The organism is Haloferula sargassicola, from assembly GCF_040362925.1.
Taxonomy (GTDB): Bacteria; Verrucomicrobiota; Verrucomicrobiia; order Verrucomicrobiales; family Akkermansiaceae; genus Haloferula; species Haloferula sargassicola.
On the sequence record NZ_BAABRI010000001.1, the window covers coordinates 69,882 to 84,744 of the forward strand.

6 protein-coding genes are annotated in these 14,863 nt (G+C 63.2%); 2 read left to right on the forward strand and 4 right to left on the reverse strand.

Annotation, left to right across the window (positions count from 1 at the left end):
• Positions 1 to 15 precede the first annotated feature (15 nt).
• On the reverse strand, positions 16 to 687 hold the full coding sequence (locus ABXH26_RS00285) for a cytochrome c3 family protein (RefSeq protein ID WP_353565014.1): 672 nt from the start codon (positions 685 to 687) through the stop codon (positions 16 to 18).
• A gap of 378 nt (positions 688 to 1,065) precedes the next feature.
• Here ABXH26_RS00285 and ABXH26_RS00290 point away from each other — a divergent pair, with 378 nt between their 5' ends.
• Positions 1,066 to 2,712, forward strand: coding sequence for a hypothetical protein (locus ABXH26_RS00290; RefSeq protein WP_353565015.1), 1,647 nt, complete (start codon positions 1,066 to 1,068; stop codon positions 2,710 to 2,712).
• Between the two features lie 486 nt (positions 2,713 to 3,198).
• A complete protein-coding gene (locus tag ABXH26_RS00295; RefSeq protein ID WP_353565016.1) occupies positions 3,199 to 8,343 on the forward strand; it encodes a cadherin domain-containing protein in 5,145 nt (1,714 codons plus the stop codon).
• Between the two features lie 18 nt (positions 8,344 to 8,361).
• On the opposite strand, the gene ABXH26_RS00300 is transcribed toward ABXH26_RS00295, so the two are convergent.
• The 3 genes from ABXH26_RS00300 to ABXH26_RS00310 form a co-directional block, all read right to left on the reverse strand.
• Positions 8,362 to 10,503 carry a xanthine dehydrogenase family protein molybdopterin-binding subunit gene (locus ABXH26_RS00300; RefSeq protein ID WP_353565017.1) on the reverse strand — a complete coding sequence of 714 codons (2,142 nt, stop codon included), beginning with the start codon at positions 10,501 to 10,503 and terminating at the stop codon, positions 8,362 to 8,364.
• Complete coding sequence (locus ABXH26_RS00305) at positions 10,500 to 10,958, reverse strand: (2Fe-2S)-binding protein (protein ID WP_353565018.1); 459 nt, start codon at positions 10,956 to 10,958, stop codon at positions 10,500 to 10,502. The genes ABXH26_RS00300 and ABXH26_RS00305 overlap by 4 nt, the downstream gene beginning before the upstream one ends.
• A 129-nt stretch (positions 10,959 to 11,087) precedes the next feature.
• Positions 11,088 to 14,861, reverse strand: coding sequence for a choice-of-anchor Q domain-containing protein (locus tag ABXH26_RS00310; RefSeq protein WP_353565019.1), 3,774 nt, complete (start codon positions 14,859 to 14,861; stop codon positions 11,088 to 11,090).
• Positions 14,862 to 14,863: the final 2 nt, after the last annotated feature.

Here is a 14,863-nt window from a genome sequence, read left to right on the forward strand (position 1 = left end):
GGTTTTGTTGTTAGATCAATGGTGGCAGGTGGCGCAGTCGGTGAGGCCGCGGGTTTGGACGCGGTAGGTCTTGAGGAGTTCGCGGCTGGTGTTTTCCGAGACGGGCTGGATGGCGGCGGCGAGGTCGTAGGTTTCCTCGGGCGGGCGGAGGCGCGGGCCGGGGTGCTCGTGGCATTCGAGGCACCAGCGCATGTGCAGGCTGTGGGCCTTGGAAACGGCGGGCATCCGGTCGACGCGGCCGTGGCATTGCACGCAGCTCACGCCCTTGTTCACGTGGGCGGCGTGGTTGAAGTAAACGTAGTCGGCGAGGTTGTGGACGCGCTTCCAAACGATGGGCTCGTCGTTCAGCCAACTGCGTCGGACGGGCTCGAGCATCGGGCTGTCGGTGAAGAGCTGCGAGTGGCAGGTCATGCAGACCTCGGTCGCGGGCAGGCCGGCGGTGGGGGAGCTTTCGACCGAGGAATGGCAGTAGCGGCAGTCGATGCCCAGCTGATCGACATGGTGCTGATGGGAGAACTGGACCGGCTGCTCCGGCGGGTTGCCGATGCCGGTGTTCCAGTCCGAGCGGGGCAGGACGAACCACGTGGTCGCTCCGGCTACGGCGATGAAAGCCCCGGTAGCGAGAAGCCAGCGGAGCTTGGAATTGGCGCGGGGGCCGAAAAGGGGGCTGTGCGAGGGTTCCGTCACGAAGGGTGAAGAAGGGCCGACGGAGTTCCAGCAAGGGACCCGCCAGATGAGGGCTCCGTCGAGCCACCCGCGGCGATGGTTGCTGGCTTGGCGGTTTGCGAGGTGAGGGGAGTGCCCTGATTTGCCTAAGCAGCTTTCGGAGGAATGCAGGAAGCACCAGGAATCGTGCGAATCGAGCGATGTGCACGGGAAGCGGAGGAAGCGGGAGCCGGCATGAAACCCACCTTGCGATCAGACCCAGCGCAGGGTTTCTCCTCCTGGCTCCAAGACCGTGAGGGCGATCATGACGGGACGCCTTGGAAATGCGCCCTCAACCATCCGCCGGAAGTTTGCTGGCGGAACGCCCGCGGCGAATTCGCATAGAGGGCGGCTCTTCTGATGATGAAAATCCGTCACTTCCTGCTCGGCATTGGCATCCCTATCACATCGGTCGTCACGTCGACGGCCTCTCCGGTAAGAGCGGTCTTTGTTGGCGGGGATTTCTATGTGCCTTCCTCTGCCAAAATCGAAGCGGCCAAGGCATCGGGCTTCAATACCCTGCTTTTGTTCACCCTGCACTTCCGGGCCAATGGCGACGTTTATTACAACGATACGCTGATCGTGGAAAACGGTGTCTATGTCGGGGATCCGAACTGGGGCGCATCGTTGGCGGCGTTGAGACCCACCATCAACCGCATCGAAATGTCCATCGCAAGCTGGGGCGATCCATCTTTCAGCTACATCAAGGATCTGATCGATGCCGAGGGCACCGGTCCAGACAGCATCATTTACAAGAATTTCCTCGCGCTGAAAGACGCCACGGGCGTGGATGCGATCCTTTACGATGACGAGCAGACCTACGATGTCGCTTCGGCCGTTGAACTCGGCAACATGATCGCCGGCATGGGCATGAAGGTGACGCTTTGTCCGTACACCGCCCAGTCCTTCTGGACGAGCGTCAAGTCACAGCTCGGCGACAAGGTGGATGCCGTCTATCTGCAATGCTACGATGGCGGGGCTTTCAACAATCCTGCGACGTGGAACGCCGCCTTCGGCGGATTCAAGGTTTATCCGGGCCTGTGGGGGAATACCAGCACCCCGCCGACCGTGACCTCGCGAATGCGCAACTGGCAGCAGAGTCTGGGCATCGAGGGCGGCTTCATGTGGCTTAATGGCGGGCTGCCGAACGACGGAGCCAAATGGGCCCAGGCGCTTGCTTATGGTCTGGAACCCCTCAACGGCTTGGTAGCCGCGGATTTCGGTGTGAATTACCTCGGTGTAGGATTCACAGGGAACCAGGGTTTTGGTTATGGCTCATGGGTGACGAGCACGGAAGGGGGCGGCAGCTACATAAGTGGAGATGCCGAACCTCGTTTCGCCATCTGGAACAGCGCCGCAAACGGCACGTCCTCCGCCGTCCGCCCCCTGGATTCACCTCTGGAGGAGGGGCAGTGCCTGATGGTGCGGCTCCAGATGACCAATTTGGACTCTCCTGCCAACACCAACCGTTTCGAACTCAGGGATGAGGCGGACCATATCCTGTTCAGTTACTGCCACCAAGGCGGAGACAACGCGGACGGTCACTACATCGATGCCGGTGGCACCCACAGCGCGCCCGGTTTTGCCTATCACTACCAGCAGCTGGACAGCTTCCAATTCACCCTTGATAGCCCCACGACCTTCACTTTCACCGATCTCACCACAGGTAGCAGCGTCAACGGGGTGTTGTCCGGGGCTCCGGTCTCGAAGGTTGCGTTTGTGAGGGCGAATGGTGCCGTGGCTCCCGGCAACGGTCAGGATTTCAAGTTCAACGGCTTGGTGGTGTACACGCCGACCGCCTTATCCTCAGGCATTGAGAAGGCACCCGCAGGCTGGACGGTCAATTTTTCCGCGACGCCCTGCCTGGACTATCGCATCCAGCGATCTTCCGATCTTGATGGAGACTGGACTGATATCGGCACGGTCTTTTCTTCGCTCAACCAATCATCATTCACCGACATCAGCGGCCCGCGGGACGGGGCGTTTTATCGGGTCGCCACTCCTTAAGTTGTCCCGTGGGAAACCGTTCTTTGCAGAAATCGAGTTGTCTTGTGGACTTCAAGCTGCGATCGAACCCCTTTCCACGAAATCCAGATCCCCTTTTCCCGCCCACCGGTCCGGCCCAACTATCGCCCGCCCAGGGCAAATCCCGGCCTCCATCCGGATAAATGAAATCGCTCCCGGGACCGTCTCCATGGATGGTTTTCCCCAATCGACACCTCCGCTTCTCCTGTGAAAAAGCCCCTCCTCACGGCGATTCTCGCTCTGCTGATCGCCTTTTTTGGGTCGGTATTCCTCAGACCAGCCCAGCCGGATTCCTTGGCATCGGAAGAGGCTTTTGGGGCCAAGACTCAGGAAAGATCCGACATCCCGCCCGCATCACGTGATCCGCGTTTGGCCGAAGCCGTAGCTGAGTCGAGCCGTCTCAGCGCCCGACCCGGACCGGTTTCGATCGGAAATTCCGTCCAACCGGCGCATGCGCGGGCGGAAAGGGTGCCGACGCTTTCCACCACCTCGGGATCGAACGATCCCGCTCCGCTCGCGGTTTCCGAAAAATGGCTCGACGAGATGGTGGATGCCGAGGGCGGCAAGGTGCGTTTCGCGCTGCCGGGCGGCGGCGAGGCAACGGGCTCGATCGATCTCATCGAGCGCACGCCGGATGGCGGGGTCCTGCTGGTTCAAGGCAGGCTCGCTGCACCCAGGGCAGGCTTTTTTGCGTTCAACCGCCAGACGATGCCCGGCGTGGCGGGGGCGTTTTTCGGGCATGCCCGATTCGACGAAGGCAACCTGGCCTATCGCGTCGAACCGATCGGCCCCGACGGTGCCCCGATGCTCGTCCAGCGCCGCCGCGACCAGGTGATCTGCGTGGGACTGCCACCCATGGATGCGGAAAATCCGGCGAAAGCCCAGGCTGCGAAAGGAAGCGCCGATCCCCAGTATGCGCCGCAAACCCATCCCACCGACATCCCCATTCCCGGCTCCCAGAATGGGATCGTGCCGTTGCAGAGCAAGCCGGGTGCGCTTGGTGTGATCTTTCTCGATTTCGAGGGCGGACCCGGCCCGTGGTACGGCTGGGGCGATTTCTACGCGCAGCCCGCCAACGTCAGCAACGACCAGATCAAGGAAGTCTGGCAGCGGGTTTCGGAGGACTTCCAGCCGTTCAATGTCAACATCACCACCGACCGTGCGGCCTTCCTCGCCGCGCCGCTCAACAGCCGGCAGCGGGTGATGGTCACGCCGACCAACAACCCTGCACCCGGTGCCGGCGGCGTGGCGGCGTACTGGTCGTTCAATTCCACCAGCGATCAGGTGTGCTGGGCTTTCTACACCTCCGGCAAGGGTTCCGCGGAAGTCATCTCCCACGAGGTCGGCCACACGCTCGGGCTTTCCCACGACGGCGACACGGGGAGCGAATACCACGGGGGATTCGGCACCGATCCGGTGGGCTGGGCACCCATCATGGGCGCGGGCTACTACAAGAACCTCACGCAGTGGTCCAAGGGCGAATACAACGCTCCTTCGAACACCGAGGACGACCTGGCGATCATCACGAACAACAACAACACCATCGATTTCCGCGACGATGACTATGGCACCACTTTCGCCAGCGCCGGCTACCTCGAAGTCATGGCGGACGGTTCGGTCTCCAACGAGGGCATCATCGAGGTGCGCACCGATGTGGACGCCTTCCGTTTCACCAGCACCGGAGGCACCGTGACGCTGACGGTCAACCCCGTCGCGCAGGGGCCGAACCTCGACATTCTCGCCGAAATCTACACCAGCTCGAACGTCCTTGTGGCCTCGGACAATCCGGACATGGACGTGAAAGCCACGGTGTCGGCCAACCTCGCGGCGGGCGATTACACGCTCCGCGTGAGCGGCGTCGGGCGCGGCAACCCGCTGGAGGACGGCTACACCGATTACGCCTGCCTCGGCGCCTATCTGATCACCGGCTCGGCCAACGACACGGTGAAGCCGGACCGCTTCACGATTCAGGAAAACGTGCCGCTCAACACGACCGTGGGGACGATCGTGCCCCGCAAGGCCCACGGCGGGAACTCGCTCGCCTACACGATTTCCGGAGGAAATCCCGCTGGTGCGTTCGCCATCCATCCCTCCACCGGCTCGCTGCGGGTGGCCAATGCCTCGGCGATCGATTACGAGGCGCTTTCCACCCAATGGGACGATCCCGCGACGATCGAGCTGTTCGTGACGATCACCGATGCGGCGAATCCGTCCCTCAACGAAACCATCCGCGTGGTGGTGACAGTTCAGGATCTCAACGAAGCTCCGCAGATCGTGGGTGGCCCGATCATTGCCTTTTCCCGCACCCGCCCGGGCGCGGAAATCCTCGATCTGCAGGGAACGGATCCCGACCGTTTCGATTTCATCACCTACTCGATCGCCGGCGGGAACGACGACGGCGTGTTCGGCATCGATCCCACCACCGGTTCGCTCCATTTCGAGAAGCTCCTCGACCTCGAGACCGAGGCGAGCTTTCCGCTCACGCTCCGGGCGTCGGACCAGCGCGAACCCGTGCTCCATACCGATGTGGGCGTCACGGTGACGGTGAAACCGCCGGCCGGAGTCTATGTGCCCGGCGGCATTCCCCGGACCTATTATCACGACATTACCGGCGGCGGGCTGTCCGCCCTCACGGGTGCGGCCAAGTTTCCGGACAATCCGGATGCCGAAGAAGCGCTCTACGCTTTCGACGGCGGAGATCATGGCAACGACTACGGCAGCACGGTCAGGGGTTTCCTCATCCCGCCGGTCACCGGAGCCTACACGTTCTGGATCGCCTCGGACGACGCCAGCGAGCTGCGCATCAGCACGAACTCGAATCCCGCCGGCGCCTCGGTCCGAGCCTCGGTGAACTCGTGGACCGACCGGTACGAGTTCGATCAGGACGCTTCGCAAAAGTCCGCGGCCATCAACCTCACCGCCGGCAAGGCCTACTTCATCGAAGCGCGTCACAAGGAGGGCAGCGGAGGAGACCATGTCGCCGTCGCCTGGCAGGGCCCCGGCATTTCCCGCGAGGTGATCCCCGGCAGATTCCTCGCACCCTGTTCCCCCGTGAACCGCGCTCCGGGCGTGCGCAACATCACACTGCAGGTCCGGGGCAATGCCGTGACCGGCGCCACGGTCGGAACGGTGGAGGTTTCGGACTTCAATCCGCTCGACCGTCACACCTTCCGGCCCGTCAGGGGTTCCGGTTTTCCGCTTTTCGATGTCGACCCCGCCACAGGCCGCATCTTCGTGAAAGACGCTGCGGCACTCGAGGCCGCGGCGCTGGGCAGCTACGAACTGGTGGTGGAGGCCTCCGACGATGGCTACCCTTCCCGATCGGGCCAAGGCTCGATCACGCTCAACCTGATCGAGGCCTCGTCCATCGCCGTCGACGGGATCGTCCGTCAGACCTGGCGGGGAGTCGATGGCGGCATCGCCCAGCTTCTCAACCATCCGGGCTACCCGTATCATCCGGATCTCAGCCAGACGCTCGATTCGTTCGATGCGGGATCGCAGAACTTCGAGTTCTACGGCTCGCGCATCCGCGCCTACCTGGTGCCGCCGACCTCCGGCAATTACCGGTTCTATATCTCGAGCGACGACCAATCGACTCTCGAGCTAAGCACCAGTTCGAACCCCAACGCGGCCACGCAGATCGCGAGCGTCAACAGTTGGACCGACCCGCACGTGTACGACAAGGAAGCCAACCAGACCTCGGCCGAACGCTCGCTGATCGGCGGTCGGCGGTACTACATCGAGGTCCGCCACTTCCAAGGCGTGGGCGGCGACAATCTTTCCGTGGCTTGGACCGGGCCGGGCATCTCCACTCCGACCGTGATTCCCGGCAGCGCGCTTGATCCTTTCAACATCAACGAGCTTCCCACCTGGAACGGAACGAGCACGTTTTCCGCCGTGGCGGGCTCCCGCAGCGGGACCTTCGTCGGCACCTGCACGGCGGTCGATCCCGAAGGGGAGGCCGTCAACTACTCCATCCGTAGTGGAAATGATGCCTTCGCGATCGATCCCGCCACCGGTGAAATCACGGTGGCCGATGGGGCCGCCCTGGTCCCCGGCCGCGATGAGGCCCTGTTGGTGAACGCCCAGGACGGAGGCCTCGGTGGCGTGTATCCGCTGCAAAGCCGCAACCTTTCAGTCATCATTCACGTCCCCGCGGACGCCTATGCCATGCGGGTCCGTCACGATGCCTACACCGGCTCCACCATCGGCACCCTCGTCACGCCGTCCTCAGGAAACACCTTCCAAGTCACCGGCGGCAGCGGGGCTGCTTTGTTCGACATCGAAGCCGGCACGGGGCGGGTGAAAGTGAAGGATCACGCCGCCTTGTCCGCCGCACCGCTCGCGAGCCGGACGCTCGTGGTTTCCACCTCGCTGGATGGCACGATCACCGTGACGATCGAAATTCTCGATGCCGGGTTCACCGACATCGCCGGCGTCGTGCGGGATGTCTTTACCGACTACGGTGCCACCCTGGCCGATCTGCCGAGCGACCCGCGCTTTCCGGATCATCCGACCTACAGCCGCGTTCTCGGATCCCTCGATGCCGGTTCGGAAAATCGTGACCAGCTCGCCACCCGGATCCGCGGTTACATCGTCCCGCCGGTGACGGGAGCCTATCGCTTCTACATATCGAGCGATGACGAATCGTCGCTGATGATGAGCACAAGCGAGAATCCGGCCGCCGCCACCCAGATCGCGGAAGTCGAGTCCTGGGTGGGGCCGCGCTCGTGGACGGACAAACCGAGCCAGGAATCCTCCACCCGCGTTCTGGTGGCCGGTCAGCGCTACTATTTTGAAGTGCGGCATCATGAGGGCTGGGGCGATGACGATCTCGCCGTTGCATGGACCACGCCGGACATTCCTTCTCCCGTCGTCGTCCCGGGCAGCGCAATCCAGCCGTTCAACGTCAATGACTCACCTCAGTGGTCGGCCGGCGCCAGCGCGTTCTCGGCCAGCTATGGGGCAGATCCCGGGACATCCGTGGGCTCGATCGCGGCTTCCGACCCCGAGGGAGACTCGCTATGTTATGCCATCCTCAGCGGAAACTCCGCCGGCGCGTTCGCCATCGATTCCACCACCGGGGAAATCACCGTCGCGAATGGAACCGCCCTGCCCGGCGGAGAAATCGCGAGCCTCACCGTCGGCGTGCAGGATGCCGGCATCGACGGCGTTTATCCGTTGCGGTCCGTGACCCGGACCGTCTCTATCCAGATCCTGTCGTCGATCGAAGGCTGGCGTCAGCAGCAGTTCGGCACGGATGCCGGGAACCCGACGGTCGCCGGCAATGACGCGGACCCGGACCATGATTCCATTCCCAACCTGGTGGAATACGCGCTCGGCCTTGATCCGCTCGCTCCCGATGCGGCGGTGGGCACCGTCGATCTGAACTCGATCGATTCCGACCGCTATTTCCGCCTCACCGTTTCGAAAAACCCGGAAGCGACCGATGTGACCGTGGCCATTGAGGGCAGTCACGATCTGGGAGGGTCGTGGAGCACAGAGGCCACCACGATCGAGGTCAACACCTCCATTCTGCTACGGGCGCGTCTCAGCACGCCCATCGGCTCAGGCGCTCCGGGCTTCCTGCGGGTGAAGGTCACCGAGCCCTGAATGGGAAGTAAGGAGGGGTCAGGTGCGGCTGAGATCGTGGTGGCGGAGGGGGAGGCTGCGGACGCGCTTGCCGGTGGCGGCGAAGATCGCATTGCAGACGGCCGGTGCGGTCGGTGGCAGGGCGGGTTCGCCGAGGCCGGTGGGCGGGTATTTTGAATCGACAAAGGCGACTTCGACTGCGGCGGCATCGGGCATGCGGAGGACGGGGTAGTCGCTGAAGTTCGAGTTCTTGATGGCTCCGTCGGCGATCGTGAGTTCCTGGAACCAGGCGGCGCTGAGGCCGTCGAGCATCGAGCCGCAGACCTGGTTGAGCGCGCCGCTGGGGTTGAGGACGGGGCCGACGTCGACGCCTGCGGTGAGGCGGGCGACCTTGAGTTTTCCCTCGGGGCTGACGGTGACCTCGGCGACGACCGCGACGTATCCCTGGTGACTGTAGTGAAAGGCGATGCCTTGTCCGCTGCCTTTGGGGAGCTTCTTGCCCCAGCCGGCTTTTTCGGCGGCTGCCTTGAGAGCTCCCTTCATTCGGCCGGCGTGGTAGCCGTCGACCTCGTCCCGGTCGCCGAGCAGGGCGAGCTTGAACTCGAGCGGGTCCTTGCCGGCGGCGTGGGCGAGTTCGTCGATGAAGCCCTGGATCGCGAAAGCCAGCGCGCAGGAGCCGGGGGCGCGCCACCAGCCGAGCGGGACGTTGCTCGGCATGACGGTTTGCGTGAGGCGGAAGTTCGGGACGAAGCTCGCGGGAAACTCACGGCCGTTGATGCCGGCGCCGTTGCCGGGGCGATCGCTACTATTGACGCCGTAGGTGATGAAGTGGTCGGTCCAGTGGGAGATGCGGCCGTTTTCATCCACCGCTCCGCGGAAACGGTGCCAGCCGCCCGGGCGGTAGCAGTCGTGCCGGAGGTCCTGCTCGCGGGTCCAGGTCAGCTTGACCGGGGTGCCATCGAGTTTCTTGGCGATGGCGGCGCACTCGAAGAGGTAATCGTTCATCAGGCGCCGGCCGAAGCCGCCACCGATGCGGGTCATGTGGAGGGTGATCTTTTCCTTGGGCACGCCGAAGATGCGCGAAACGCCATCGACCGCGCTGCCGCCGTTCTGGGTGGGTGCCCAGAACTCGAAGCCGCCGTCGCGGAAAACGCCGGTGCAGTTCTGCGGCTCGAGCGTGTTGTGGGCGAGGTGCGGGTAGCTGTAAGTGACATCGAGCGCGCCGTCGGGCAGCTCGGCCGGGCCGCTTTCGTGGAGGATGGCGCCGCCGTTTCCGGCGAGGGCTTCCTCAGCCGCCTTGGCGTGGGCCTCGCTGCTTTCACTTTCCTTGCCGCCGGTGTCCCAGGTGACCTTGAGGGCCTTCAGCGCTTTCATCGCGCGCCAGGTCGAGTCGGCGACGACCGCCACGCCCGGCAGCAGGCCGTAGAGGTCGCCATTGCCCTCGATGACGAAGGCATCGCTGACGCCGGGCATCTTCTGGATCTCGTCGAGGTTGGCCGCGGTCGGCTTGCCGCCGAAAACCGGGCAGCGCAGGTAGCAGGCGAACTTCATGCCCGGCTGGACCTGGTCGATCCCGAACAGCGGTTTGCCGGTGACGATCGCGCGGTTGTCGACGCCGCCAATCGGCTTGCCGAGAAGCCGGAAATCCTTGGGGTCCTTGAGCTGGACGGTCTTTTCAACCGGCACCGGGAGCTTGGCGGCGGCGCTGGCGAGTTCGCCGTAGGAAATGGTCCGTCCGTCGGCGTGGACGACCTGTCCGGCGTCGGCGTGGCACTCCTCGGGGGAGACGCCCCATTTTTCCGCCGCGGCGGCGACCAGCATCGTGCGCGCGACCGCGCCCAATCTACGGAGCCTGTCGTAGTTCGAAGGGACCGAGGTGCTGCCGCCGGCGGTCTGGCCACCGTAGACGGGATCGATCGAGGCCTGCTCGACGGTGACGGCCGGCCAGGGGATTTCGAGTTCCTCGGCGAGGATCATCGGCAGGGTGGTCTTCACTCCCTGGCCGATCTCCGGCTTGTGGGCCATGAGGGTGACCTTGCCGTCGGGCGTGATGCGGATGAAGGCGCTGGGCGAAAAGGTGCCGTCCGGGATTTCCTCAGCGCGGGTGTAGGAGGCGAGGATGAATCCGCCGCCGGCGAGGGCGGACACCTTGAAAAAGGATCTGCGGTTGAGCGTGTTCATCTTCCGGCGGCGGTGAGGATGGCTTTGCGGATGCGGTCGTAGGTGGCGCAGCGGCAGACGTTTCCGGCCATGGCCTGGTCGATCGCGTCGGCATCGGGCTCAGGCGTGTTTTTCAGCAGCGCGGCGGCGGTCATGATCTGTCCGCTCTGGCAGTAGCCGCACTGGGCGACATCGAGGTCGCACCAAGCCTGCTGGAGCGGGGTCAGCTGGTCGTCCTCCGCGAGGCCCTCGATGGTGGTGATTTCGTGGCCGACGCCGGCGGAAACGGGGAGTGTGCACGAGCGGACGGGCTGGCCGTCGAGGTGGATGGTGCAGGCGCCGCACTGGCCGATGCCGCAGCCGTATTTCGTGCCGCAGAGGCCGAGGGAGTCGCGCAGCACCCAGAGCAGCGGCGTGTCGTCATCGACCTCGGCCTCGCGGGCCTGGCCGTTCACCGTGAGTTGGAAGAGGGACATGAGTGGCGGAAATGATTGGGGGAGGAGTAGCGGAAGAGAGGGGGAAGGGCACGGGCAAAGAGTCGAAAATTCCTCCGCCCGATCTGCAATGAGGTCACACCGAACCGATAACGGGGGGCAGCAGACGTTTCAGTCCTGCGGCACGAACTCCTGCCGCAGGAACATCCGGGGGTTCCGGGCGGAATCGATGCGAAGACTGCGAACCTCCCTCGGGCCGGAACGGCCAATGGATTCTCCGGGAAGGAGGTCGGCAGGTTCCAGCTCGTTCCATTCGCGAAGATCGTATGATTTCCTGATTTCAACGGTAAAATCAGTCGCACCAAAGCGAAGCCCCGACGAAAAGATCGACTCGCGGAGTTCGGGCGTGAGGCAGTCGATGGGAGGTGCCGCTGGATTTCCGCCGAGTGCGTATTCGAGGAAGTTGTCGAGACCGTTTCTATTGTCATCTCCATCCTTTGTCAGCTCGGGGAAAAGAACGGAAAAGGACACGTCATGTCCGCCTTCGAGGGGGCCGAGATCGATCGTGCTTCCCTGAATCCGCGGTTGCCCGGCGAGATCGGTGGCGGTGGAAGGTTCAGTCAGTTCGCCGGCATCGATGGCAATGCTTCCGTTTCGCAGTCGGAAATCGGCGCCTTGCTGCGGGTCCAGCGTGGGATGAACGGGCACGAGGAAACCTGGCATTTCATCGTGGTTGTCTCCAGAGTCGATCCCGATGGCGGGATTCCATGCCACGGATGATCCACTCCCGGCGATCAAGCAGTGGGCAAAGGTCGGCGTGGCTCCGTTGACGTTTTCAACCGATGAAGCCGGCGTATTGAAACTCCCGTTTGCCGAATTGTCCCAGATGATCGTGTTGCGGCAAACGGGATGAGCGTTGTCGAGTTGGAGTGCCCCGCCACCGAGGTCGGCGCTGTTGCCACTCAGGGTGCAATTGGTAAAGGAAGGTGAGGCCCCGTAGTCGGCCTTGACGGCCCCACCCGTCGTGGAAGCAAGGTTCCAAGCGAAAAGACAGCCTTCGATGCCAGGGGATGAGGTGCCGAAGGTGAGGTGGATGGCCCCGCCCGGTCCCGCGGCTCGATTTTCCCGGAACTCGAGGTGGAGCATACTACCCCCGCTGGAGGAATGGTGGATGGCCCCGCCGGAGTCCTCGGCGAAGTTCCCTTTGAAGCTGCAGGATTCCAGCTCCGAGGTGGACCAGAGGCAGGCGATCGCGCCTCCACTTTGTCGGGAGTGGTTTCCCGTAAACATGGAGTCGCGAACGGTGCCGTCCGACTGATCGTGGTGGATCGCGCCTCCGTCTTCATAGGCGAAATTGTCTTCGAAGATGGTGTCGGCCACGCTGAGGTCTGAGGACAGATTGGCGATGGCACCGCCCTTGTCGGCACGGTTTTCGGAGAATCGGCAGTCCGAGATCGAGATCGGCGATCCATTGTTGAACATGGCACCGCCGTCGTCGCCCGCACGATTGCCGAGGAACTCGCAGCGCACGAATACGGGGGAGGAATTGCTATTGTAAACCGCGCCGCCGCGGTAGGTGCCCGAAGTGCTGCCGTTTCCCACGAAAATGCAGTCTTCGAAAAGAGGAGACGATATGCTGGAAAAAACGGCACCGCCGATGTTTCGGGCGATATTCCCCCCGAAATGACAGTTCGTGAACTTAGGTGACGATTCGATGATCTCCACGCCTCCCCCATCGAAGTCGGCGCGATTGTTTTCGAAATGACACGAAATGAAATGCGGAGATGAACGGTTGGAGCAGGTGACGGCGCCGCCCATGATATAGGAATAGCCATCGACAAAACGACATGAGGCGATGATGGGCGAAGCGTCGTTGCAGACGAGTGCCGAGGCGCGGTAGTCGGCAAACGTGCCGGAGGGCGGGGGCTCGCCGGGAAGGACAAAGCCGTCGAGGATCGCACGCTCGCCCACTGCGGTCGCGCTGACGATCGGACGAGAGGGAGCCCGGAGAGACGGATCGGAGTTTCGCGACAAGATGGTGGGATGGTCGTCCGGGTTCCGGTCCTCCCGGCGGGTTTCGGAGCCGGCGAAGCCACCGTAGACGGCCAACCCGTCGGACAGGGCGAAGGGTGATCCAGATTCAACACTTTCGTCGGGAAAATGAGAGCCGCCGCGCACCCATATCTCGCGGGGAGGGCCGGTCGTGGTTCCTTCGGATTCCTCGAGGATCTGGTGAAGGCTGGTTGCGGCATCCGACCAGGAGCTTCCGTCTTCAGAACCCACGGCGGTCGGATCGACCCGGATCACGGGAGAGATCGTTTCCACGGTGAGAAGCAGGTCATGGATGGCCGAGCCCTTGGTTGTGCGCAACGTGATCCACCCGCTGCCGATGGAACCCGTCGGCTCAAGCGAAACACGACCACGGGAGCTGACCTCCGCCGTGAAGGCGGCGCCGGGCGAGATTGTCAGAATCGAGCTGGAGTCGAGCTCCGTTCCGTAGGTCTCCGGCAAGTCGAGGATCGCCTCGTAAATGAGACCCGCCCGGGCAAGCAAAACGTGGTGGGTAGGCGTCTCCTCGTGGGGGATGAGACGGTGGGTGCCGAATTCGTAAGCACCGATGTCGATGCCATCGTTGTCGTCGATCCGAGGGAACCCGTCGAGGTCCAGGGCTGCACTTGCGACCGACTCATCTCCCGCTCCGATTGCTGGAGAGTCCGACATCAGATGAAGGTCGCCGCCTGTGTCCGGGGCCTCGACGGGGAGAATGGGAGAGAGGAAGCGAGGATCGATGTCGAGGTTGTTTCCGCGATCGGACCCGAAAGCGGAGTCCCAGTTTCCGCTGCCGCCCGAGTTGGCGACGATGCAGTGGGAAAACGGAGTGAAATGGGAGCCGTTGAAGTTGTAGAAACTCGATGAAGGGCTGGTGGTTGAACCGCCGCGCGCCGAGTTCTCCCAGAGGATGCAGTTGGTGAAGGTGCCCTTGGAGAAGATATTGAAGATGGCTCCGCCTTCGCTGCCCGCCCGGTTGCCGGAGATCGTCAGGCCCGTGAGTATCGGCTGCGAGTAGTAAAGGACCATGGCACCGCCGTCGCTGCCGGCGTGGTTGCCGGATATCAGGCAGCCGAGATAGGTGCTGGAGGTGGACTCGTTGTAGATCGCGCCGGCGTCAGCCCCGGCCTGATTGCCAAGGAAACGGCAGCGCTCGAGTCGGGAGGTTCCTCCTGCGAAGTGGGCTCCGCCCGCGTCCCAGACGGCCGAGTTTTCAATGAGACGGCAATCGACCACCGTCAAGTCGGATAGGGAGCTGGAAATTCCACCTCCATCCCGGCCGCTGGAATTTCCCGAGACACGGCACCTTTCCAGCGAAGCGGTGGTTTCGAGGAAACGAACGCCGCCGCCGCGTTCGGCAGCGTAACAGCTCTCAATCACGCATTCGCGGAGCGCGAGCGTGGCCGAGTTGGCCAGGATCCCTCCACCTTCCAGGTCTTCATCAGTGGGACCATCGGCTTGACCTCCTGTGACCGTGAAACCGTCGAGATGACAAGTCGTCCCGAAACCCGAGGCGCGAACCACGTGGTAGCTGTTGTCGGAAACCATCTCGGGATCCCCGATTTCGCCCGAGAGGATGGTCAGGTTCTTCGCAGTGTCGCGTTGTTCTCGGACCGACTCGTTTCCGGCGAAACCACCGTATAGGGAAACGCCGTCTGCCAGCTCGAACGACTTGGTGCGATCGTTATCTGCGGTCGGACGATAGGTCCCGCCGGCAACCCAGACCTCGTCGCCCGGTTGCGCAGCTGCAAGCGCCTCGCTGAGTGTGGAGTAAGCTTGTTCCCATGAGCTGCCATTTCCCCCACCGGCGACATCGACATCGACGAAACGGGTCGCACCTTCCGCCTTGGTCAGCATGACGACCAGGCCAACTTGAAGGAGGAACGATGGCTTCATGC